Origin of the sequence: Candidatus Enterococcus testudinis (assembly GCF_002140915.1) — a bacterium.
Lineage (GTDB): Bacteria > Bacillota > Bacilli > Lactobacillales > Enterococcaceae > Enterococcus_D > Enterococcus_D testudinis.
In genome coordinates this window covers 2,946,323-2,968,022 of sequence record NZ_NGKU01000001.1, presented here as the reverse complement: position 1 = coordinate 2,968,022, position 21,700 = coordinate 2,946,323, and the positions used below count along the sequence as shown (strand labels likewise).

At 41.2% G+C, this 21,700-nt stretch carries 22 protein-coding genes; 15 read left to right on the top strand and 7 right to left on the bottom strand.

Annotated features, from left to right (window positions below; all coding sequences use genetic code 11):
* The first annotated feature begins 56 nt into the window (after positions 1-56).
* The 4 genes from A5886_RS14440 (at position 57) to A5886_RS14425 (ending at position 5,658) form a co-directional block, all read left to right on the top strand.
* A complete protein-coding gene (locus A5886_RS14440; protein WP_306297906.1) occupies positions 57-1,457 on the top strand; it encodes an MDR family MFS transporter in 1,401 nt (466 codons plus the stop codon).
* A 172-nt stretch (positions 1,458-1,629) separates the two neighbouring features.
* Entirely contained in the window at positions 1,630-2,526 is an 897-nt protein-coding gene (gene rarD / locus A5886_RS14435; RefSeq protein WP_086275778.1) for an EamA family transporter RarD, read from the top strand.
* A gap of 288 nt (positions 2,527-2,814) precedes the next feature.
* On the top strand, positions 2,815-3,657 hold the full coding sequence (licT, locus tag A5886_RS14430; protein WP_086275777.1) for a BglG family transcription antiterminator LicT: 843 nt from the start codon (positions 2,815-2,817) through the stop codon (positions 3,655-3,657).
* 132 nt (positions 3,658-3,789) lie between these two features.
* Entirely contained in the window at positions 3,790-5,658 is a 1,869-nt protein-coding gene (locus A5886_RS14425) for a beta-glucoside-specific PTS transporter subunit IIABC (RefSeq protein WP_086275776.1), read from the top strand.
* Between the two features lie 85 nt (positions 5,659-5,743).
* Here A5886_RS14425 and A5886_RS14420 read toward each other — a convergent pair whose 3' ends face one another.
* Positions 5,744-6,415 carry an ABC transporter ATP-binding protein gene (locus tag A5886_RS14420; RefSeq protein ID WP_086275775.1) on the bottom strand — a complete coding sequence of 224 codons (672 nt, stop codon included), beginning with the start codon at positions 6,413-6,415 and terminating at the stop codon, positions 5,744-5,746.
* A gap of 1 nt (position 6,416) precedes the next feature.
* The gene (locus A5886_RS14415; protein ID WP_086275774.1) at positions 6,417-7,511 is read right to left on the bottom strand and encodes an ABC transporter permease; all 1,095 of its coding nucleotides are present in this window, start codon (positions 7,509-7,511) and stop codon (positions 6,417-6,419) included.
* A gap of 112 nt (positions 7,512-7,623) precedes the next feature.
* Here A5886_RS14415 and A5886_RS14410 point away from each other — a divergent pair, with 112 nt between their 5' ends.
* Positions 7,624-8,211, top strand: a complete 588-nt coding sequence (locus A5886_RS14410) for a TetR/AcrR family transcriptional regulator (RefSeq protein ID WP_086275773.1) — start codon at positions 7,624-7,626, stop codon at positions 8,209-8,211.
* A gap of 198 nt (positions 8,212-8,409) precedes the next feature.
* A complete protein-coding gene (gene hemH / locus A5886_RS14405) occupies positions 8,410-9,279 on the top strand; it encodes a ferrochelatase (protein WP_256926234.1) in 870 nt (289 codons plus the stop codon).
* Positions 9,280-9,345: 66 nt separating this feature from the next.
* Here the strand turns inward: hemH and A5886_RS14400 are convergent, their stop codons facing one another.
* Positions 9,346-10,014, bottom strand: coding sequence for a cyclic nucleotide-binding domain-containing protein (locus A5886_RS14400; RefSeq protein ID WP_086275772.1), 669 nt, complete (start codon positions 10,012-10,014; stop codon positions 9,346-9,348).
* 190 nt (positions 10,015-10,204) lie between these two features.
* Here A5886_RS14400 and A5886_RS14395 point away from each other — a divergent pair, with 190 nt between their 5' ends.
* The 5 genes from A5886_RS14395 to A5886_RS14375 are packed head-to-tail and all read left to right on the top strand — an operon-like array spanning position 10,205 to position 14,311.
* A complete protein-coding gene (locus A5886_RS14395; protein WP_086275771.1) occupies positions 10,205-11,125 on the top strand; it encodes a phosphate/phosphite/phosphonate ABC transporter substrate-binding protein in 921 nt (306 codons plus the stop codon).
* A gap of 58 nt (positions 11,126-11,183) precedes the next feature.
* A complete protein-coding gene (gene phnC / locus A5886_RS14390) occupies positions 11,184-11,948 on the top strand; it encodes a phosphonate ABC transporter ATP-binding protein (protein WP_086275770.1) in 765 nt (254 codons plus the stop codon).
* Positions 11,945-12,724 (top strand): phosphonate ABC transporter, permease protein PhnE, encoded by a 780-nt coding sequence (phnE, locus tag A5886_RS14385; RefSeq protein ID WP_086275769.1) that lies wholly within the window; start codon positions 11,945-11,947, stop codon positions 12,722-12,724. The genes phnC and phnE (A5886_RS14385) overlap by 4 nt, the downstream gene beginning before the upstream one ends.
* Positions 12,721-13,503 carry a phosphonate ABC transporter, permease protein PhnE gene (gene phnE / locus A5886_RS14380; protein ID WP_086275768.1) on the top strand — a complete coding sequence of 261 codons (783 nt, stop codon included), beginning with the start codon at positions 12,721-12,723 and terminating at the stop codon, positions 13,501-13,503. The genes phnE (A5886_RS14385) and phnE (A5886_RS14380) overlap by 4 nt, the downstream gene beginning before the upstream one ends.
* Positions 13,504-13,507: 4 nt before the next feature.
* A complete protein-coding gene (locus A5886_RS14375) occupies positions 13,508-14,311 on the top strand; it encodes a metallophosphoesterase family protein (RefSeq protein ID WP_086275767.1) in 804 nt (267 codons plus the stop codon).
* Between the two features lie 57 nt (positions 14,312-14,368).
* On the opposite strand, the gene A5886_RS14370 is transcribed toward A5886_RS14375, so the two are convergent.
* On the bottom strand, positions 14,369-15,793 hold the full coding sequence (locus A5886_RS14370; RefSeq protein ID WP_086275766.1) for a glycoside hydrolase family 1 protein: 1,425 nt from the start codon (positions 15,791-15,793) through the stop codon (positions 14,369-14,371).
* Positions 15,794-15,960: 167 nt separating this feature from the next.
* Between A5886_RS14370 and A5886_RS14365 the strand changes: the two genes are divergently transcribed.
* Both A5886_RS14365 and A5886_RS14360 read left to right on the top strand, forming a co-directional pair.
* On the top strand, positions 15,961-16,674 hold the full coding sequence (locus tag A5886_RS14365; RefSeq protein ID WP_086275765.1) for a GntR family transcriptional regulator: 714 nt from the start codon (positions 15,961-15,963) through the stop codon (positions 16,672-16,674).
* 139 nt (positions 16,675-16,813) lie between these two features.
* Complete coding sequence (locus tag A5886_RS14360; protein ID WP_086275764.1) at positions 16,814-18,139, top strand: PTS sugar transporter subunit IIC; 1,326 nt, start codon at positions 16,814-16,816, stop codon at positions 18,137-18,139.
* Positions 18,140-18,278: 139 nt separating this feature from the next.
* Here A5886_RS14360 and A5886_RS14355 read toward each other — a convergent pair whose 3' ends face one another.
* The 3 genes from A5886_RS14355 to A5886_RS14345 form a co-directional block, all read right to left on the bottom strand.
* Positions 18,279-19,301, bottom strand: a complete 1,023-nt coding sequence (locus A5886_RS14355) for a peptidylprolyl isomerase (RefSeq protein WP_086275763.1) — start codon at positions 19,299-19,301, stop codon at positions 18,279-18,281.
* 132 nt (positions 19,302-19,433) lie between these two features.
* Complete coding sequence (locus A5886_RS14350) at positions 19,434-19,790, bottom strand: YtxH domain-containing protein (RefSeq protein ID WP_086275762.1); 357 nt, start codon at positions 19,788-19,790, stop codon at positions 19,434-19,436.
* Positions 19,791-20,216, bottom strand: coding sequence for an HIT family protein (locus A5886_RS14345; RefSeq protein WP_086275761.1), 426 nt, complete (start codon positions 20,214-20,216; stop codon positions 19,791-19,793).
* Positions 20,217-20,426: 210 nt separating this feature from the next.
* On the opposite strand from A5886_RS14345, the gene A5886_RS14335 reads away from it, so the two are divergent.
* Together A5886_RS14335 and A5886_RS14330 are read left to right on the top strand one after the other, a co-directional pair.
* Positions 20,427-20,906 carry a hypothetical protein gene (locus A5886_RS14335; protein WP_086275759.1) on the top strand — a complete coding sequence of 160 codons (480 nt, stop codon included), beginning with the start codon at positions 20,427-20,429 and terminating at the stop codon, positions 20,904-20,906.
* A gap of 63 nt (positions 20,907-20,969) precedes the next feature.
* Positions 20,970-21,698 carry an ABC transporter ATP-binding protein gene (locus tag A5886_RS14330; RefSeq protein WP_086275758.1) on the top strand — a complete coding sequence of 243 codons (729 nt, stop codon included), beginning with the start codon at positions 20,970-20,972 and terminating at the stop codon, positions 21,696-21,698.
* Positions 21,699-21,700 lie beyond the last annotated feature (2 nt).

The following is a 21,700-nucleotide window of genomic DNA, read 5'->3' as shown; positions in this document are numbered from 1 at the left end:
ATGAAGGAAATGAACAGACTATACAACACACTGAACGAACAGAACGACAACGTACATTGATTTTTATCAATTTGATGATTACTTGTATTGCGGTATCGATGTTGGCTACTGCATTAACGACGGCTTTGCCTGCAATTGTCACCGATTTGTCTATTTCGGTGACCACTGGTCAATGGTTGACTAGCGGGTACTCGTTGGCAATGGCGATCGTGATGCCGTTGACGGCCTACTTGATGAATCGTGTACCAACGAAGAAACTATACTTATCGGCGTTGGCGATTGCCTTGATTGGTCTATTGTTGTGTGCGGCTGCGCCAAACTTTTATGTCATGATGGCAGCCCGGATCTTGCAAGCAATCGGTAATGGCATTTTGACGGCGATGGCGCAAGTCATCTTATTGACGATCTATCCAATGAATCGTATCGGTGTCGTCATGGGGTGGTATGGATTATCAATTACCGCTGCTCCTGTGATTGCGCCAACCTTGGCAGGGCTAATCGTCGACCGTTTGAACTGGCATGCGATTTTTTATATTGTTGCAGCTATCGTCTTACTTTCACTGATCTGGGCTATTCGTGTATTTGATGATGTCTTGCCGACAGCGAAGAGTCGTTTTGACCAACTCTCTTTTGTCTTAAGTGCGTTTGCATTTGGCGGAATCACGCTGGGCTTTGGGAATATCGGCAGTTATGGATTTGTTAGTCTGCCTGTATTGGGTTCATTAGGGATTGGTCTGCTGGGTGGCCTCTGGTTTGTTTTGCGTCAGTTTAAATCAGCCAATCCGTTTCTAGATTTGCGGGTCCTGAAAACCAAAGAATATGCAATCAGTGTCTTTGGCAGTATCATGCTGTATTTGGTTTTAATGGGCTCGGCGATGTTGATGCCTCTCTATGTACAATCGATTTTAGGCAAGTCAGCCACGATTTCTGGGTTGGTGATTTTGCCGGGTTCTTTGGTGTCGGCCTTTCTCAGTCCAATTGCCGGCCGTATTTATGACAAAATCGGTATCCGCTTGTTAACGATCGTTGGTGGTGGTTCACTCGTATTAAGTAATATTGGCATGTATTTTGTTCATATGGATTCAAGTATTTGGTTGGCTGTTGGCTTAAATGTCTTACGTTGTGCGGCGACTGGTTGTTTATTGATGCCGTTTGTTACGTGGGGCAATAAAAATATCCCGCCGGAACTGACCGCGCATGGGACAGCGCTTTTGACATCATTACGTACAGTGGCTGGTGCAATCGGTACAGCGTTATTTGTTGGTATCATGAACAGTGTTGCGCAAAAAAGTACGACATTGTCTGGGACAGCTGCCTTGCTTCATGGGATGAATGTCTCATTTTTACTGATGACGATTGCTTCTGGTCTGCTTTTTGCAACAGGTCTATTTTTGATTCGTGACAAAAAGAAGGAAGCGCCAGTTTGGGTCGAAGGATTGGAAGAACCAATCGAATAAATCTGTTCCATTAAAATGAAAAGGCGAAGAAAGCTGATGCTTTGTTCGTCTTTTTTTCTGAAAAGGATATGAAATCTCAAGTTTTCGGCTATAATAAGATAACTTATACAAGAGGAGGCGTATTTTTCTCCTGATCGATTGGTTGTCGGTCCTCAGAAAAATCAAACAATAAATGAAAAATAAAGGGATATATTATGGGTTGTCGGCGTATGTTTTATGGGGATTGATCACGCTGTATTGGAAATTGGTCGTTGGGGTCTCCCCGCTAGCGACGATGTGTTATCGTATTTTATGGTCGTTCGTCTTTATGATGGTGTTTATTCTACTGTCGGGTAAACGGCAGCAATTCATAGCGGAGTTGCGCTTGTTATGGCGAAACAAGGCTTATGCTGGTTTGATTACATTGGCATCTGTCTTGATTTCAATCAATTGGTTTACATTCATTTTTGCTGTCAGCGCAGGGCATGTGATGCAAGCGAGCTTAGGATATTATATCAATCCATTAGTCAATGTCTTGCTGGCAACAGTATTTTTAAAAGAGCGTCTGAGTCGCTCTGGGCTCATCGCCTGTCTGTTGGCAAGTATCGGGGTGATCATGCTGTCGATCCAAACGGGAAGTATTCCATATGCCTCTTTGATCATGGCCTTTTCGTTCAGTACTTATGGATTGATCAAGCGTCGCATTCCAATCAGCTCTGTCACGGGCCTGACAGTGGAAACGGGGATTATATTGCCATTTGCCCTTGTGTACATGTTTGGCTTTTCAACCGTGGCGTTCATGGATTATCCCTTGCAAACCAACCTTTTACTCGCGGGTGCGGGCGTTGTGACGGCGATTCCATTGCTGTTGTTTGCGGAAGCGGCCAAAAGCATTTCTTATATCACGTTGGGCTTTATCCAATACATCAATCCCACGATCATGCTGTTATTGGCAGTCTTTTTATTCCATGAAACCTATACAGTGGCGCAGTTTTCTGCGTTTGCCTTTATTTGGTTCGGGATTGCTGTTTTCACATACGGCACATTGGGACGTGCCATCAAAGAGCGACGGATGTCTGTGTCGAAATAGTAGATAGAGCCAAGGGACAAACGCGGAGGTGTTTGTCCCTTTTTTAAAAATAAAAAAACACCAGAAATATGTAGAATGATTAATGTATAAGTGAATTGATCTAGTTGGATAACATCATCGTGATTGGAAGAGAAAAGTGCTTTTGAAAAGGGTTGCATATGGTAAATGAGTGTGTTATTATTCTTTCAGTTACAAGGATTGTTACTGTTCGGCAGGCAAAACCAGAATTGACCAGCGTATATTGATGGGTAGATTCTAGGTTTTTTTATTTTGGAGTGAGGGAAAACGATGGTTATTGGTAAAATTTTGAATAATAATGTCGTCATCTCGACAAATGATGCCGGTCAAGAAGTCATTTATATGGGGCGAGGCATTGCCTTTAAGAAAAAAGTGGGCGATCCGGTTGATACAGCGTTTGTGGAAAAAGAATTTGTCCTAAAAGATACCTTTACCGCAAATCAATTTCAGCAATTGTTTTCTGATATCCCAGTCGAAGAAGTCGAAGCAGTCAAGCAAGTGGTAGATGATGCCGAGACAACTTTAGGGGTCGAATTGTCGCCAAATATTTATCTGACCTTAACGGATCATATCCATTATGCCTTGATACGGGCCAAAGAAGGCATCGAGATTCCAAATCCGCTTTTGTTCGAGACCCGCAAGTTCTATCCTAAGGAATATGCAGTAGCTGCAAAAGCAATCGCACATTTTGAACAGGTCTTTGGTATCGCATTGCCAGAAACCGAGAAAGGGTTTATTGCCTTTCATATCGTCAACAGTGAGCAAGCCAACGGTACGATGGAAACCACGATGCAAGCTGTCGAGATCGTACGAGACGTGTTGGCAATCATCAGTCGCTTTTACGGACGGGTCTTTAATCCCGACTCGTTACATTACCAACGGATCACAACACATTTGCAATATTTTGCGCAGCGGTATCTCAGTGATGGATTATCAAGTGAAAAAGATGAGTTTTTATTTGCACTTGTGCAATCGAAATACCCGAAAGCATTTCAGACGGTGCAACGGATCAATGATTATTTGATCAAGACCTACGATAAGTCGATCGGTGAATCAGAAATGATCTATTTGACGATCCATATCGAACGGGTGGTCAATGATCAAAAGGAATAGACATTCAATCAATAACGGATTGTTACTGTTAGGCAGGCAAGACCCAGATTGAAAAGACAACAGTCAGTAGTTTTTTACTGATGGTCGTTTTTTCAATCTGGGTTTTTTTAGATAAAAAAGGAGTGTTGATAAATGAGTACAAATAAAGAAATCGCTGCGCGCGTTTTAACAGCAGTCGGCGGCAAGGAAAATGTCAATAGTGTGGTGCATTGCGCCACACGTTTGCGCTTTAAGTTAAAAGACGAGCAAAAAGCGGACACAGTGGCATTGAATCAAGATGACGATGTGATCCAAGTTGTTCAAAGCGGTGGGCAGTATCAAGTAGTGATCGGCAGTCACGTCAGTGATGTGTATCGTGAATTAAATGGTATCGCAAACTTTGATGGAACCGCTGAAGATACAGGTGAAAAAGGCAATATCTTCAATCAATTGATCGATATTATTTCATCGATTTTCACCCCTTTTCTAGGCGCAATGGCGGGGGCTGGAGTGTTGAAAGGGTTCTTGACCCTGGCACTGACGTTAAATTGGCTGACGGCTGAGTCAGGTGTCTATACTGTTTTATATGCAATTGCTGATGGGTTGTTTACCTATCTACCAGTGATGTTGGCCTTCACGGCAGCTAAGAAATTCAAGACCAATGAATTTTTGGCAGTCTCTCTGGGGATGGCATTGGTTCATCCGAACATTACCGCTTTGGCCGGCCAAACGTTGCATTTCTTCGGTATCCCTGTGATTATCGGGGCAAGTGCCTATACATCGTCTGTCATTCCAATCATTTTGGCAGTCTTCTTGCAAAGCTACGTTGAACGTTTCTTTAAAAAAGTGATTCCAAGTTTCTTGCAAATCATTTGTGTTCCGTTGGCAGTGTTTTTGATCATGGCGCCATTGACCTTTATTGTGGTTGGTCCATTGGGAACGATTCTTGGTAATTTGTTAGGTAGTACGTACGCAGGGATTTATGATTTCAGTCCCCTTGTTGCCGGCGCGGTCATGGGTGGATTATGGCAAGTATTTGTGATGTTTGGCATGCACTGGGGCTTTGTACCAATCATGTTGTTGAATTTAAGTCAAAACGGGGTTGATACGATGGTGCCAATGTTGTTGCCAGCTGTACTATCACAAGGTGGCGCAGCATTAGCGGTCTTCTTTATGACAAAAAATGTCAAACTAAAAGGATTGGCGTTGTCTTCAACGATCACGGCATTCTTTGGTATCACTGAACCGACTGTTTATGGGGTAACATTGCCGCTGAAAAAACCATTCATCGCTGCGTGTATCAGTGGCGCAATTGGGGGTGCCTTTATTGGGTTTAGTCAAGTACAAAACTTTACCTTCGGCTTAGTCAGTATCTTGAGTTTGCCGTCCTTTATCCCACAAGACACCAAAGATTTAAGTGGATTGATTGCGGCATCTATTGGGACAGCGATTGCCTTTATCGCAGCCTTTGTCTTGACCTTTGTGTTACGTTTTGAAGATAAACCTGAAGCAGGCACAACCAACGCATCTGATACGCCAACTGTACCGGTCGTAAGTAGCGGCAATGAACGGATGATCTTAAGTAGTCCTTTAGAAGGGAAAATCGTGCCGTTGTCCGAAGTCAAAGATCAAGTCTTTTCATCCGGTGCTTTGGGCAAAGGTGTAGCCATTGATCCAGTTGTCGGTGCTTTATATGCACCAGCAGATGGCACGATCACGACACTGTTTCCGACTGGTCATGCAGTAGGACTGACAACGACAGATGGGGCAGAGATCCTTATGCATATCGGCATGGATACGGTTGAGTTAGAGGGCAAAGGCTTTGAAACATTCGTCAAACAAGACGATCAAGTCAAACGTGGTGATTTATTAGTAAAATTCGACATCGATACTATCAAAAATGCCGGCTTTTCAACAGTGACACCAATCGTTGTCACCAATACACCGAACTATTTAGATGTCTTAGATATGAATCAAAGTGATGTATTGCAAGGAGAAGATTTCTTGGCAATCGTCAAATAACAAACAGAAACTGACGCAACAGGTGACAAATGTCACTTTTGCGTCAGTTTTAGTTTGGATATTTTTATGGAACGAATGGGTATTTTCAGGCTTCTATTTGCAACAATCCGTCTTTCATGCGATAGATTCGATCGCTCCATTGGGTCATGCGGGGATCGTGGGTGACCATGATGATTGCTTTTTGTTTTTCGTGGGCTTCTTTTGCCAATAGCTGAACCACTTCAAAGGCGTGGTCAGAATCCAGACTGGCTGTTGGTTCGTCAGCCAGGATGATGGCAGGGTCATTGAAGAGTGCCCGAGCAATCGCTACCCGTTGCCGTTCGCCACCAGAAAGTTCTTTCGGAAACTTATCTTTCAACGCCCAAATATCCAGCGAACGCAACAAGTCGGCAGCTTTGTTTTCTTCATGGCTTTTGTTTAATGTGTCGACAAAAACAAATTGTTCCTGAACCGTTAAAAAGGGCACCAAATTTGAGCTTTGCAAGATGAAGCCAATCTCTTCAAAGCGGGCTTTGGCTCGTTGTTTGCCTGTCAAATCGGTAAAGGAATGTTGGCCAATCATTATCGTTCCAGTTGTAGGATTTTGCAATCCGCCTGCGATCGTTAAGAAGGTACTTTTTCCTGATCCGGAAGGCCCGATAATACTGATAAATTCACCGGCTTTGACTTCAAAATCAATCCCTTTTAGCGCTGTGATCTCTGTATGACCGGTACCAAATCGTTTGGTGATTCCTTGCATAGATAAAACTGTTGTCATCTTATTCGCCTCCAATCGCAGTAATAGGATCAACGTTTGTCACAGTCCGAATAGAAAAGAGACCGCCAATCATTGATACAAAAATCAAAAGCACACCGTACATTGCCCATTGTGGCAGATCAACGGTGAAAGGCATCGCTGTTGGTAAAACAAGACTTGTTGCATAGCTGAGAAGGAAAGCCAATCCTACACCAACCACACTAACGATCAAGGATTGTCCGACAATCGAACGAATCAAATAGCCAGTGGCGACACCTTGGGCTTTCAATATGCCAAAGAGTGCTGTTTTTTGCAAAGTCATCACATACAAAAAGATACCGACAACTGCTGCAACCACGATGAACAAGAAGTAGACCATGGCATTCAGTGTTAGCTTCTCTGCTGAATAACCAGGGAGATTTTGGATAAAGTCATCCATAGTCAGTGCAGTTAACATTGTTGTCTCATCCTCATTCTCGAGGGTTATATTCGAAGCAGTCGATTTTGTGGCAATCAATGTGATCGGTTTTTGGCTATCTTCCGTATAGGTTTGATTGCCGTATTTCAGCTGGGCGAAAGCATCCAAATCGAGATAAAGGACAGGGACCACGCTATAAGTTGTGGCCTTGGTCACACCAACGATAGTAAAGATCGTATCGTCACTGCCTAAAGTAATTTTATCCCCCAGTTTGAATCCATCTGTTAATACATTCTCAGAGACAATCACTTCATCAGCTGCTTGATAAAGACGCCCGTCGATGACGTCAGGGACAACGAAACTGTTGGCTTGTGCTCCGAAAACTGAGATATTGGTTTTTTTTGAATTGTTTTCATGAGAAATGGCGGATGCGGTCAAACCGACTGCGGCTTTTTCTTTTGCAGTGACACGATCCAAGTCACCTTGTGTCAGAATCGATGCACTAACCACTTTGTTACTGTCCTCTGACAGAATGATCGAAGATGCCCCCCAATCGCTGACAGCCTTTTTGTGCCCGTCGGATAGGCCATTTGCAAGACCTGATAACATAAAGACAACATACGCTACAAGGAGCATGATGCCTATGATCAAACTATACCGTAATTTGGCATAGCGAATTTCTTTCCACGCTAAATACATAATTGATTTCCCCTTTCGAGATGTATCATACACCCTCGGTGACATTTTGTCACCGTTTTTGTTTCCTTTTTTTGTGCTATAATTTAAAAAAAAGAAACAGGAGGTCAGAATCATGCCAAAAGCGACCTTTAATCATTTGCCTCCAGAAAAAAAGGCATTCGTCCGTGGTGTGCTGCTGCAAGTCTTTGCTAAACAACCATTGAGTCAAGTGAAAGTCAGTGAAATCGTTCATGACCTGCAGATGTCGCGGGGAATTTTTTATAAATATTTTGAAGACTTGAATGATGCCTATGATTATTTGATCAAAGATGCTGCCAATAAGATTCATGGCCGTATTTTGCAAAGAATTGGGGCGCATCATGATGACTTCTTCGCAGGATTGTCTGTTTTTCTGACAGAAGCTTTGGGCTATGCAGATACGTCAGATGCCTATAAAGAATTGCAATTGCTGACACAAAACAGTTATTTGTTTTCCTACCGCAGTGCCGATCCTCATGGTGCTGATGCATGGCAAAAAATATTAGCCGCAAATCATTTTACGATCGATGGAGAAGACGAAGCGATGAGTTTCTTGTATTTTTCTATGAAGCTTGTGATCGATAGTTTGACAGATGCCTATGCCAATCAGTGGACGGCTGAAGAACTGATCCGAGATTTTGATTTTAAAGTCCATTGGTTGAAACACGGAATACAAGGATAGGTCAGCATGGGTGGTCAGGTGCAAAACGCTTCGTCATTTCACAAGCGTACCTTAGGTGGAAAAGCGCGGAAATACGGTATATTAATCTTTTGTTCAATATGAAATAAAGGAGATGGATCCGTGGAAAAAAAGCGGGGCGTATTATTGATCAACTTAGGGACGCCTGATAGTCCTGATCCCCAAGACGTAAAGAAATAGTTGAAACCTTTTCTATCTGATAAGCGTATCATCAAAATGCCGAGTATTTTGTGGCAGCCTATTTTGCATGGATTTATATTGACTACGCGACCCAAACAATCAGCGGCCTTATATGAAATGATATTTGAAGATGGCGTATCGCCATTATTGAAATACGCCCGCGCCCAAGCAGCCAATGTACGACGATTATTGCCACATACAAAAGTTGGGATTGCCATGTCGTACAGTTCGCCATTGATCCCTGAGGCAATCGAAGAGATGCTGCAAGCTGGAGTGAATGATTTAACGATCATCCCATTGTATCCGCAATATTCTGGAACCACCGTGGGATCAGTGTTTGATGATGTGATGGCGTTCTTTCGTCGATCAGATAAGATCATTGATCTTCGCTTTATTAGCTCTTTCTATGATCATCCCAAATATATTGATTATTATGCTGAGAAGAATGCGCAAGCTGTAAAGGAGCATGCAGTGGATACGTTGAATTTTTCTTATCATGGTATTCCCGCATCTTATGTGACAGATGGGGATCGTTATCCAGATGAATGCACGGAGACAACGCGTTTAATCATGGAAAAATTGGCGGTCGAAATTCCCCACCTCCAAACGTACCAATCTAAATTTGGTCCCAACGAATGGTTGACACCGGCCACGGATGCGACAATGAAAGCTTTGCCTGAACAGAAAAGCAAGAAAATCTTGGTCATTGCCCCTGGGTTTGTGGCGGACTGTTTAGAAACAATCGAAGAATTAACGCAAGAAAACAAAGGCTACTTTTTAGAGGCGGGTGGAACAGATTTCTATTACTTGCCGCCTTTCAATGATGATCAAGCGTTGGCTGAGATTTTCGTTGACTTGCTGAACAAATAAAGTCGATAGATGTGCGGAAAACCACTTTTGTATCAAAGGTGGTTTTCCGCATGTACATCGACTTTTTTATTCACTTAGATTTTCTGCTAAAGATGCAAGTGCGGCTATATCAGTTAAGATATAGCCTTTTTTGCTTTTTTCAATCCATTTTTCTTCTCTAAAGTTATTGATCGTTCGTAAAAGATGACGGTAGCTGACATTCAGAATAGCGGCACATGTCGTTAGCTGAAATGAAAAACGCTCATTTTCTTGATTGGCTAACATAAACTTGGCCAAACGGGATTCCACTGGCGTATTTAATGCATTTGCTAATGTGATACCTGCATTTAGTCGATAGCTGAGTAGTTGACAGATAGTTTGTAAAAACCGAACATCTTGCTGTAACGCCGATCGGTACTTTTGCAAAGGGATACAGACACATACGCAAGTTGATGCAGCTTTTACGCTACTCTTTGGCATTAGCCCCCATAGAGAAGAGGCTTCGCCTAATGGTGCTGCCGGTTGCGCATAATCGATACAAATCGTTTGCGTGTCTGAGGAAAATGAATACACCATGACTGTACCCTCGACGAGGAAATATAGGTACTCTGAAGGGGTTTCTGTACGTATCAAATGTTCTTCTTTATCAAATGATTGCAATGTAGACATAGACAGTAAGTCACAATCCATATATTCTTGCAAGTCGAAAGTCTCAATATAGGATGCTAAACGCTTTTTATCTCGGATGGTTTTCATCAATTGTGCCTCCTCGTACTACGCTCTAGTATAGCGTAGATAGCCAAGAGACTCAACACGAACAATTAAAATATAATTATGTAAAATGTATGTAAAAATAAGGTAAAATAGGACATATGTCACTTCTTTTATCTATAAAAATTGCTATGATTTACAGGTAAACGAGAATGATCCAATAGGAGGAGAAAAAATGGCTATAAAAAAGATGACTAAAGGGCTAATAGCAATCAGTTTGGCTTTATTTTTGACAGGATGCAGCAGCAAAGGAGATACGGAATCTGCAGCAGCAGACAAATTGGTGGTTCAATTTGTGCCTACAAACAATGATGGCACGATGGAGGCCAAAGCAAAACCATTTGCTGAATATTTATCTAAAAAATTAGACCGTGAGGTAGAGGTGACACTAGCTACAGATTATTCAACGATCGTTGAAGCGATGGCCTCAGGTCAAGTGGATCTTGGGATTATGCCGCCAGCCGCCTATGTTCAAGCGAAAGATATGGATGCCGCGGAAGCAATTTTAACCTCTCAATTGGGAGAATATGACCAAGAAACGGGTTTGCCGATTGAAGGGGAAAAGACCAATACATTCAAAGGTGAGATTTTGGTTCGGGCAGATAGTGGACTAAACGAGCTAACAGATTTAAAAGGCAAGAAGATAGCCACATTAAGTCCTAATTCGGCAAGTGGCTATATTTATCCAGTCGCCGAAATGAAAGATGCGGGTGTTGATCCAACAACAGATGCTACATTGACAACAGTCAATGATATTCCAAGCGAGTTCACTGCAGTCTTGAATGGCCAAATGGATGCGGCTTTTGTGTTTGAAGGTGCCCGAAACGTATTTGCATCTAGTTTTGCTGAGAATGATCTTTTTACTGAATTAAAGGTGTTGTATTTAACTGAGGGTGATATTCCGAACGATGCGATTGCCGTTCAACCAACAATGGATGATACTCTGAAATCAGACATAAAAGAGGTCTTCTTGCATATGGCGGATGATGAAGAAGGTGCCGAAGCGATGGCATTGTGGGGGCATCAAGGCTATGAAGAAGCTGCAGACACTGCCTACGACACGATTCGTGCCTATACCCAAAAAGCTGCTGAATAAAATCAAAAGATAGTGCCGATGATGACGGGACTATCTTTACATAGATGGAGATAAAAAGATGATAACATTTGATCACGTATCAAAAACTTACCCAAATGGGGTTCAAGGATTAGACGATATCAATTTAACGATAGAGCAGGGAGAATTTGTGGCGATCATTGGGCTCAGTGGTGCAGGAAAAAGCACCCTCTTGCGGTCAATCAATCAATTAGTGCCGATTACAAAAGGGGATATTCGCATCAATGGTCGGTCAGTGACCAAAGCCAACAAGCGGGAGTTACGCCTGATCCGCCGACAAATCGGTTTGATATCTCAGCAGTTCAATCTGGTCAAACGCAGCACAGTTCAGAAAAATGTATTATCTGGCAGGTTAGGTTATTACAGTACATGGAAAAGTATCTTGGGTCTGTTTACAGCCGAAGATTACCAGCAGACACAAGCAGCTTTAGCAGCTGTCGGATTGTTAGATAAACTGCAGACACGCAGCGATCAGCTTAGTGGGGGACAGCAACAACGGGTATTGATCGCCCGTGCTTTGGTTCAGCAAGCCCCCATTATTTTGGCGGATGAACCCGTGGCCTCTCTTGATCCGATTACAACGGAAAAGGTGATGCGGGATTTACAGCAGATCAATCAAAATATGGCAAAAACGATCGTCATCAACTTGCATTCCGTGCCGTTGGCTCGAACCTATGCGACAAGAGTGATTGCCTTGAAAGCTGGGACAGTTGTCTTTGATGGTACAGCCGAAGCATTGACTGATGAACGGCTTGAACAAATCTATGGCAAAGCTATTTTTGAAGAAAGTGGGCGAGATCTTTGAAGTTGAGAGATACGGTTCACTTTAATCTATATAAGCATGTATTACTCTTGGCGCTCTTATTGCTGTTCTTTCGGAGCAGTGTGTGGCTTACAGGAGCAGAGTTTTCGAAAATTTGGACAAACAGCAATCAAATGACTGCCTTCTTTTCACGGTTTTTACAACCAGATGTTCATTATATCCCCAAGCTGATTCTTCCATTAGTCAAGACATTGCAAATGTCGTTTTTGGGGACGGTTATTGGTGTGGCTGCAGCATTGCCTTTTAGTTTATTCGCGACAACCGTCGTAACTGAAAATCGGTGGGTCTCTTTAGTGATTCGCTTTATTTTAGGCTTGATAAGGACCGTCCCGAACTTATTATTGGCGGCGTTATTCGTTGCAATCGTAGGTATAGGGGAAGCGACTGGTGTATTAACGATTGCCGTCTTTACGTTTGGGATGGTTTCCCAATTGATGTTTCAAGCAATTGAAACGATCGATCTGGCACCAATAGAAGCGGCCACCGCTGTGGGTGCTAATAAATGGCAAATCACCGTGTTCGCTATTTTGCCTCAAGTGATGGGCCAGTTTGCAAGTTATACGTTTTATGCCTTTGAAGTGAATGTCCGGGCCTCAACAGTTCTGGGATATGTAGGGGCTGGAGGCATTGGTGTGATTTTGAATGCATCATTGGCATTATTGAATTACGAACGAGTATCGATGATCATTATACTGATTCTATTAACGGTTGCAGTAGTTGATTTCTGCAGTGAACGGGTCAGGAGGTCATTTCTATGATGCTGAAAGAAATCAAAAAAACAACATGGGCCTGGTTCTGTTTGTTTGTAGTATTGTTTCTGCTTGCTTTGTTTACATTAGATTATTCTAGCTTAAGTACCTTTTCACTTGCCTTAGGAAAGGAAGTGGTACGTGGGCTAAGTCAACCAAATTGGGCTTTTCTCTATGATGGAAGCGGGGAAGATCTAGTAAGTTTGTTGCTGCTCACGTTGGCGATTGCTTGCTTAGGGACAATGATCGCCACAGTTTTCGCCATTCCAATTGCATGGATCAGTGCAAGCAATCTTTGGCACAGTGCCCCATGGGTAGCTAAAATCGGTAAAATGATTTGTAATGTGTTACGGGCCTTTCCAGAATTGGTATATGCGATCATTTTTGTGAAAATTGTTGGACCAGGACCTTTCGCAGGGGTTATGGCTATCGGTATCCATCAAATTGGTATGTTAGGTAAACTATTTACAGAAGAGATGGAAGCGATGAATGACCACTTGATTGAGGAGTCACAGGCGGTAGGTGCCAATTTTTGGCAAACAATGTTCTTTGTTCGGGTACCCTATTTAGCCCCTATTTATAGTTCATTTGCGCTAAATCATTTTGAGATTGCTGTTCGAAGTGCTGCGACTTTAGGTTTAGTTGGTGCCGGAGGAATCGGTGCACCCTTGATCTTCGCCATTCAAACGCGAACATGGAGCAAAGTAAGCATCATTTTGCTAGGTGTCGTTGTTACTGTCTTTATACTGGATCAGCTGACCGGTATCATTAGAAAGAAATTGAGATGACCGTATGAATATATTACATGTTTCAGACATTCATTATCGCCAACAGTATTCCACACAAACTAAAGGGTATCAAGGTATGCTTGGACAGATGAGAAACCCATTGATTCCTTTGACTGACTGTATCAAACGGGCGCAAGAAAATAGGGCAATTGATTTGTTGATCATTAGTGGAGATTTGACAGAAGACGGTTCATCGCAAGATTATGCGTATCTTAAACAGAGCATTCAACAATTGATTGGAGATGTCCCTATTTTGGTCACTTTGGGTAATCATGACATCAAGGAACATTTCCGACAAGGCTGGTGCGAAGAGTCAAGTGATGCATCGCCGTATAATACTATTACTGATGCGGGATCTTTTTATATTGTTAGTTTTGATAATTCTTGCCATGGTTTTTCTGATGGGGTTATCGATGAAGCCCAATTTTCATGGCTTGAAAAATCGCTGACCTCGTGTCAAGATAAGCCAATACTTTTTGTAACACACCACCACTTGGTTGACGATCAAGCGAGCACAGCTGCTTGGCCAGGAGCAAAACGTTTGTTTGAGTTACTGACAAGCGTTTCAGTTTGCGCCATTCTGTGTGGACACACCCATCATGCATATACAGGTACAATCAAAGGCATCCCCTATTTTACAGTCGCAAGTATGTCGTTTGTCGGAGAAGATGAAGGGGACGGGATAGTCCGTTTTGAAGAACGTTATGGCTATAATCTATATAAAATCGAATCGGGGAAATTGATCTATCAAGCATCAGAAAACTTCCGGCCAAATCACGTATTGATGCGTGTGGATATGCGCGGATGAAAGAAGTACAGTCTCACTCATGAAAGAGACTGTACTTCTTTATACTTGTAATCATTCTCACCGTATCAATAAATCAGTATCATAGGAGAACCCATTTTGTTCACTTAGTGTCTTATAAAAATAGCCACTTTTTTTGATTGTTCTTTTTTGCGTAGCTAAATCCAATGATACAAGCCCATATCGGTTCTTGTAAGAATTTATCCAGGACCAGCAATCAATGAATGTCCATAAATGATACCCTTTGATATTACAGCCATCTTGTATTGCTTGCCATAAATAAGCTAAGTGATCTTGGATAAACGTGATGCGATAGTCATCGATTACTTTTCCTTGTTTATCCATGAAGCGTTCTTCATCAGCTACACCCATCCCATTTTCTGAAATAAACGCTTCTATATTTCCATAATTATCACGGATATCGATACATAAATCGTAGATTCCTTTTTCGTAAATTTCCCATCCGCGGTACTCGTTCATGCGTCGACCAGGCATCACATGATGCTCGAAGAACCAGTCGGGCAAGAATGGACCATCGGGATTGATGGCGGTCAACCGAGCTTTGACACGACGGGGTTCATAATAATTTAGTCCTAAAATTTGTGCCGTATTTTCTTTGATAATGGTTAAATCAGCAGTCTGATAATCTACTGGCATTTGATCATATGTTTTTAGCAGGCTGGTCAATTTCTCTGGAAATGTCCCTTTGACCATAGGATCTAAGAAGCTTCTGGTGTAGAATAAATCAGCAATTTCAGCTGCCTTTACATCAGCAGGGTTCTGACTTCTTGGAAAAGTCGGGCTTAAATTAAGAATGACACCGATTTTACTTTCCAGTTGATGTTTTTTAAATGCTTCAATTGCTTTTGCATGTGCCAGAATCGTAAAGAATGCTGCTTGTGCACCTCTTTTGAAGTCAATGAGATTGGGATAATGGAAATCTTCAAGGTAAGAGCCTAAAATAGGACCTAACGGTTCATTGAAAGTAAACCAGTGATATACCAAATCACCAAAATAGGTAAAACATGTATCTGCAAAGCGGACGTAGGCGTCAACGACTGCTCTAGATTCCCATCCACCTTGGTCTTGTAACGCTGCGGGCATATCAAAATGATAGAGATTTGCAAAAACTTTGATGCCGTTATTGTTCATTTCAGTAAATAAATCCCGATAAAAGGCAATCGCTTTTTTGTTTGGTTCACCGATGCCATCATCAGGAAACATGCGGGCCCATGAAATCGAAACGCGAAATGAATTGTGACCGGTTTGCTTCATCAATTGGACATCATCTTGGTAGCGATGAATATGATCTGTTGTCGTATCAGGACCGATCCGTTTGTAAAAACGATTTGGTTGTTCTTTAAACCATCTTTCCCAAACGGTTTCTGCTTTACCTGTTTCTCCCCGACCTTCAGCTTGTTCAGCGGACCATGCAGATCCCCACCAAAAATCTTTTGGAAATACCAATTGTGTTTCTTTTGTCATAGTGTATTCCTCCTAATCATTGGCTTTATTTTAACATCGCTTACATCTAAAAGTAAATAGTTTTATTCAAAAATATATATCTTTATCGATGGCGTATATTTTTTGTAGCTTAAATCGGTTTGTTTATGATAAAGTAGTGATAAGATTGATTGTTAAGGAGTGTTCACATGAAGAAACAACCAAAATATATTGAAGTATATACAGATATCAAACAAAAAATAGCCAATGGAACATACAAAGTTGGCGAGAAACTTCCTCCGGGAGATGTATTGGCAAAAGAGTACCAAACAAGCAAATTAACCGTTAAAAAAGGAATTGATCTGTTGGTCTCAGAAGGGGTATTGCACACACGTAGCGGCTATGGAACAGAAGTATTACGTACACCCATCGATAATTCAAAAGTATTTGGACCAAATGAAGGATTGTTTGATTTGGTTGGTGAAGAACATGTCACATCTGAAATCCATACTTTCTCAATTGAATTGCCTACAAATGAAGTCGCCCACATCTTAGAAATCGATCCTAAAGAATATGTCTATAATATTATTCGTAGTCGATTTATTGATGATGCACCTTATTCAATTGAGCAAACCTTTATGCCGCTTTCAGTTATTCCCGGATTAGAACCAAAACACTTGAAACGATCGGTATATGGATATATTTCAGATGAATTAGGGTTGGAAATCAAGTCTTCACATATATGGATCAAGGGAGATACAGCGAATGATTTTGATGCTGAAGTGTTAGCGATTGAACCTGGATCGTTCATGATCGAGGTCGATAAAGTGGTGTCATTGTCTTCAGGTATTCCTTTTGAATATTCATTGTCTCGTCATTTGTATCAAGATTTCGTTTTTGAGGCAGTGTTTGTGGAAAAATAAAAATCAACTTGAATGTTGATTTTTTTATTTATAAAAAGATATATAATTTTAAAAAAAGATATTTACTTTAAAATAAAGGTAGTGTATTATCATCTCATAAGTAATCGGTTACAACTAATTTAAGGAGATGGATAATGCTATGAGTAAGAAAGATGCTATATTTGAAAAATTCGGTATCGTCGCAACAAAGTTAGGTAATCAAATACACTTACGCACATTGCGAGATGCATTTGCAACCTTTATGCCGTTTATGATGTTGGCAGGGTTTGTGACATTGATCAATTACGTGATATTAGAACCAACAGGGTTTATGGGGAAAATCGTGGATCCTGCTATTTTGACCAAAATACAGGAGATAGGGACATCAATCAGTAACGGAACTTTGAGTATCACAACTTTGTTGGTCGTGGCAGCAGTATCTTATCATATGTGTGTGAGTAGAAATTATACCAATCAAATCGCTGCCGTTTTAGTTGCTATTTCCACATTTGTTGTGTTAACGCCTATGATGACTTTATTCACTCCAGAAGGAAGTCAACAAGCACTTGAAGTCAGTGGTGTCATTCCTGTTACGCATACAGGAGCATCAGGTATGTTTGTGGGGATTTTTGTAGGACTTGCTGCAACAGAAATGTTTATCAAGCTGTCTAATAATAAAAAATTGCAAATTCAATTGTCTGGCAATATTCCGCCAGCAGTGTTGAAATCATTCAATGTATTGATTCCAATCATGATTACTGTGACAACATTTGCAATTGGTTCTTTTGCTATCAATCAATTGTTCGATATGGATGTCAATACGTTGATTACAACTGTCATTACTGGTCCTTTAAGTAAAATTACGACGGGGTTACCAGGATTCTTATTGATTACGTCAATTGCTAATTTGTTCTTCGGTTTTGGTATTCATCAAGCGGTCATCTCCGGATCATTATTGGATCCATTCTTATTACAAAATATGCAGGAAAATATGGCTGCTTACGCGAATAGAGAAGAAATACCCCATATCATCAATATGGCGTTTAAAGATACCTTTGCAGTTATGGGCGGTTCTGGCAATACGATTGCTTTATTGATTGCTATATTCATCTTTAGTCGTCGAAAAGATTATAAGGATTTTGCGAAACTTTCTGTAACACCTGCATTATTCAACATTAGTGAGCCGATTATCTTTGGGTTACCAATCGTATTTAATATCAGCTTGATTATTCCGTTTGTTTTGGCACCTATATTTTCTTTAACAGTTGCATATTTTGCAACAGCAGTAGGGTTGATCAATCACGTTGTCGTACAGATTCCTTGGACTACACCACCAGTTATTTCAGGATTTTTAGCAACTGGAGGAGATTGGCGTGCGGCAGTTCTGCAAATTGCTATAATTGCGGTCAGTGTATTTATCTATATGCCGTTCTTACGCATTGATGAAAAAGTAACAGCAAATATGAGTTCTGATTCTGCTCATTAAAAATCATTATAAACATACTTATTATTGAGGCAACGTAGCTAATAAAACGTTGCCTTTTTTTTGTCAGCTATAACAAAAAGGTGTATCCACTTTTCAGTGGATACACCTTTTATAGAATAGCGTTATAGTCAATCAGAAATTATTCTGCAGAAGAATCAGTAGCACTTTCGCTTGTCGCAGTAGAATCTTCGGTTGAATCAGTTGCAGCGTCACTGTCAGTGGCATCAGTTGCTGAAGAATCAGTAGTAGAGTCTTCTGTATCTGCAGCTGTGATGTAATCAGAAAGAAGATCAGCAAGATCAGAGTCTTTCATTTTTACATTTGCTGCTTGTAATTCAGTACCGATGGTTGAAGAAACGAAAGTTGAATCATTCAACAATGTATTTTGTGCAATTTCTGTTAATTCATCGTTGTATTTATCCATGTCATTGCCTTTGTCTTGGTTTTTCACCATTTTGACAACATAATAACTTGTTGTATAAGTTGATGTGTCCGTAGCAGAGATCACATCTGAAATTTCGCCATCTTTTAAGGCAAATGCAGCTGTTTGCACTTCTGTTGGCACGTCTGTTGAGGTAGAATCAAATTTGATCGTTCCGCCATCTTCGGCAGTCGCTGTATCTGTTGACTTGTCTTTTGCAATTTCGCCAAAGTCAGCGTCATCTTTTTTCGCTTCGTCTAATACATCATTGGCATCATCTTCGCTTGCCACTTTGATGATTTGTGCTTCTACTTCAGGATGGAAAGAATCCCAAGCAGTTTTTAAGTCTTCATCCGTAATATCCATGTTGGCTTTCAAGCCTTCTTGTAAGGATAAATTTTGTTTGAGTTGTTCGCGATAAGATTTGGTTGTATAACCAGCAGATTCTAACGCAGATTCAAATGCATCGCTGCCGCCGTATTGATCAGCATACGAATCGAATTGCTCATCGATCATATCATCTGTAACTTTATCGCCATATTTTTCATCGAATACTTTTAACACGACCATTTGACGGATCAAACTTTGGTTGGTTGAGTCTGTTTTGGCTTCATCATAAAAATCTTGAACGGTGATTTTTCCACCTTTCATTGTTGCAATTTCTTCACTGGAACTTCCACAAGCAGCTAATGCAAAAAGGCTCATTGCACTGACGGCTGCTAAAATCAATTTTTTCTTCATTCTAGTAAGCACTCCTATTTCTTCAAAATTCTAAATAATCACAGCTCTTACTATACCACTTCTATAAATGGTTGGAAAGAAAACCGTAGATGTTTCAAACAAAATTCATAAAAACTACAATGTTTCTGCTGACTATTCCTCATCCGCGGATTTGGCTGCAATCGTTGCGACATGCTGATTCAGCTGATCAAGCTGGGTTTTGATTCTTTCGATCCGCGGTTGGGCCTGGAATTTGAAGGCTGCTAAATCTTTGGTGAAGGATTCTGTCACAACCGGAATCGTCTCATCCATCGTTTTACGCGTAACCATCACTGCGTCTTTTAAATTCTTGACGCTATCATTGAATTCAAGGGTTGCTTCTGTTGTTTCATCCAAATACCGAATCATTTGTTCCCGGGTTTCGTGTCCACTTTTTGGCGCAAACAACAGTCCGCCTAAACCGCCTGCCAATGAGCCAAAGAACAATCCTTTCATGAATTGACCAATCATCTAGCGCACCTGCTTTCTGATGTTACTTGCAATAGCTGCCAATTCTTCAGCTGTATATTCTTCTGTATGGTTGCCGAAATGCATCGAGAAATCATCTTCTTTGCTATAACGTGGAATCAAATGGATATGTGAATGAAAGACCGATTGATACGCAAGTTCTTTATTGTTGTTGACGATATTCAACCCTTCGATCTCAGGAAAAGCGGCTTCGATTGCCCGAGCGATTTTAGGGATTCGCGCAAATACCTCCGCAGCCAGTGAGTCATCGAATGCAAAAATATCCATCACATGTTTTTTGGGAATGACGAGGGTGTGACCGGGTGTTACTTGAGAAATGTCTAAAAAAGCGTACACAACCTCATCTTCGTAGACTGTATGGCTAGGAATCTCCTTTTGACTGATTTTACAAAAAATACAATTGTCCATTGCAAGAACCTCCTTTATCTATTCTACTTACTTTACCATATTTGACTCGCTTTCGTCAGTTTCCATTCACAATTCGCAACAGCTGGTTCGACAAAATCAGAGGATGGGGGAATTCTCTTAAAAAAAATGAAAAACTTCTTGAGAAACGCTTGCATTTCATTTGTGACATCCCTAGACTTAACACTAATAACGAATCGAAAGTAGGAAGTCATGAAACCAATCATAAAAAAAACACTGCAACAAAAGAAAACTGTTCCTGAAAAAGTACGCTATTTGGCATACGCATACAAAGAGTGGCTGATAGCAGGCATTTTGATCATCGCTGTCGGTGGTTCGCTAATCTATTCAGTGACTAGACCAAAAGAAGAAGTCGTGACAGCTGCGGTTGTTTCAGAGAATGCTTTAGGGCAAGATACGCAAGAAGCAATGACTGCTGCTGTCACCCAGTGGGCCAAAGAACAAGCTATCGATGAAGATACGTTGACCATCAATATGGTTTCATATGATGAACCAGCAGCAGTCCAAGCCTTTACCACACGTTTGGCAGCAGGCGCCATTCAAATCGTGGTCTATCCAGCTGCAGAAAATCAGTTGTGGCAAGAGCGCTTCGGCAGCCAAGATTTAGCGTCAGAGACAATAGCTGTCGGAGAAGACGACTATACGTTACAAGTCACCAATCGCTTTGACTAGAGTGGTTCGTAGCTGTTGCACATGCTTGCACATGGTATAATTGGCAAAATGGAGGATAAACGAATGACATTACAAGTAGCAAATGTGACCGGCGGTTATAATCAGCTGCCAGTCTTGAAAAATATTGATTTTACCATTGAAGATGGCGAGTTGGTGGGTTTGATCGGTTTAAACGGTGCCGGGAAAAGTACGACGATCAAAGAAATCATTGGTCTTTTGCAACCCCACAGCGGCAAAATCACGATTGATGGTCTGACGCTGAAAGAACATCCTGAAGACTACCGCAAAAAAATCGGGTATATCCCAGAAACACCTTCTTTATATGAAGAACTTACATTAAGAGAGCATATTGAAATCACAGCAATGGCCTATGATTTGCCGCAAGCTGAAGCGATGGCGAGAGCTGAACGCCTGCTGAAAACCTTTCGATTGGAAAATAAGCTGGATTGGTTTCCCGCTAATTTTTCTAAAGGAATGAAGCAAAAGGTGATGGTTCTTTGCGCCTTTTTGATTGAACCAAGTGTCTACATCATTGATGAACCTTTTTTGGGATTAGATCCACTGGCAATCAATGCTTTATTAGAATTAATGAATGAAATGAAACAATCTGGCGCGGCTATTTTGATGTCTACACATATTTTGGCTACTGCAGAAAAGTATTGCGATAAGTTTGTCTTGCTGCATAATGGTGAGATTCGTGCACAAGGCACATTGGCGCAGTTACAAGCAGAGTTCCAAACGCCGGATGCTTCATTAGATGATTTATATCTAACGCTGACAAAGGAGCCATAATG

What these genes read in the sequence shown, in the direction of transcription:
- A5886_RS14420 (WP_086275775.1), bottom strand. Translation starts at nt 6,415, where the DNA reads ATGACAACAGTTTTATCTATGCAAGGAATCACCAAACGATTTGGTACC.
- A5886_RS14410 (WP_086275773.1), top strand. Translation starts at nt 7,624, where the DNA reads ATGCCAAAAGCGACCTTTAATCATTTGCCTCCAGAAAAAAAGGCATTC.
- A5886_RS14425 (WP_086275776.1), top strand. Translation starts at nt 3,790, where the DNA reads ATGAGTACAAATAAAGAAATCGCTGCGCGCGTTTTAACAGCAGTCGGC.
- A5886_RS14355 (WP_086275763.1), bottom strand. Translation starts at nt 19,301, where the DNA reads ATGAAGAAAAAATTGATTTTAGCAGCCGTCAGTGCAATGAGCCTTTTT.
- A5886_RS14375 (WP_086275767.1), top strand. Translation starts at nt 13,508, where the DNA reads ATGAATATATTACATGTTTCAGACATTCATTATCGCCAACAGTATTCC.
- phnE (WP_086275768.1), top strand. Translation starts at nt 12,721, where the DNA reads ATGATGCTGAAAGAAATCAAAAAAACAACATGGGCCTGGTTCTGTTTG.
- A5886_RS14330 (WP_086275758.1), top strand. Translation starts at nt 20,970, where the DNA reads ATGACATTACAAGTAGCAAATGTGACCGGCGGTTATAATCAGCTGCCA.
- rarD (WP_086275778.1), top strand. Translation starts at nt 1,630, where the DNA reads ATGAAAAATAAAGGGATATATTATGGGTTGTCGGCGTATGTTTTATGG.
- A5886_RS14335 (WP_086275759.1), top strand. Translation starts at nt 20,427, where the DNA reads ATGAAACCAATCATAAAAAAAACACTGCAACAAAAGAAAACTGTTCCT.
- A5886_RS14415 (WP_086275774.1), bottom strand. Translation starts at nt 7,511, where the DNA reads ATGTATTTAGCGTGGAAAGAAATTCGCTATGCCAAATTACGGTATAGT.
- A5886_RS14370 (WP_086275766.1), bottom strand. Translation starts at nt 15,793, where the DNA reads ATGACAAAAGAAACACAATTGGTATTTCCAAAAGATTTTTGGTGGGGA.
- A5886_RS14365 (WP_086275765.1), top strand. Translation starts at nt 15,961, where the DNA reads ATGAAGAAACAACCAAAATATATTGAAGTATATACAGATATCAAACAA.
- A5886_RS14345 (WP_086275761.1), bottom strand. Translation starts at nt 20,216, where the DNA reads ATGGACAATTGTATTTTTTGTAAAATCAGTCAAAAGGAGATTCCTAGC.
- A5886_RS14350 (WP_086275762.1), bottom strand. Translation starts at nt 19,790, where the DNA reads ATGATTGGTCAATTCATGAAAGGATTGTTCTTTGGCTCATTGGCAGGC.
- licT (WP_086275777.1), top strand. Translation starts at nt 2,815, where the DNA reads ATGGTTATTGGTAAAATTTTGAATAATAATGTCGTCATCTCGACAAAT.
- A5886_RS14400 (WP_086275772.1), bottom strand. Translation starts at nt 10,014, where the DNA reads ATGAAAACCATCCGAGATAAAAAGCGTTTAGCATCCTATATTGAGACT.
- phnC (WP_086275770.1), top strand. Translation starts at nt 11,184, where the DNA reads ATGATAACATTTGATCACGTATCAAAAACTTACCCAAATGGGGTTCAA.
- A5886_RS14395 (WP_086275771.1), top strand. Translation starts at nt 10,205, where the DNA reads ATGGCTATAAAAAAGATGACTAAAGGGCTAATAGCAATCAGTTTGGCT.
- A5886_RS14360 (WP_086275764.1), top strand. Translation starts at nt 16,814, where the DNA reads ATGAGTAAGAAAGATGCTATATTTGAAAAATTCGGTATCGTCGCAACA.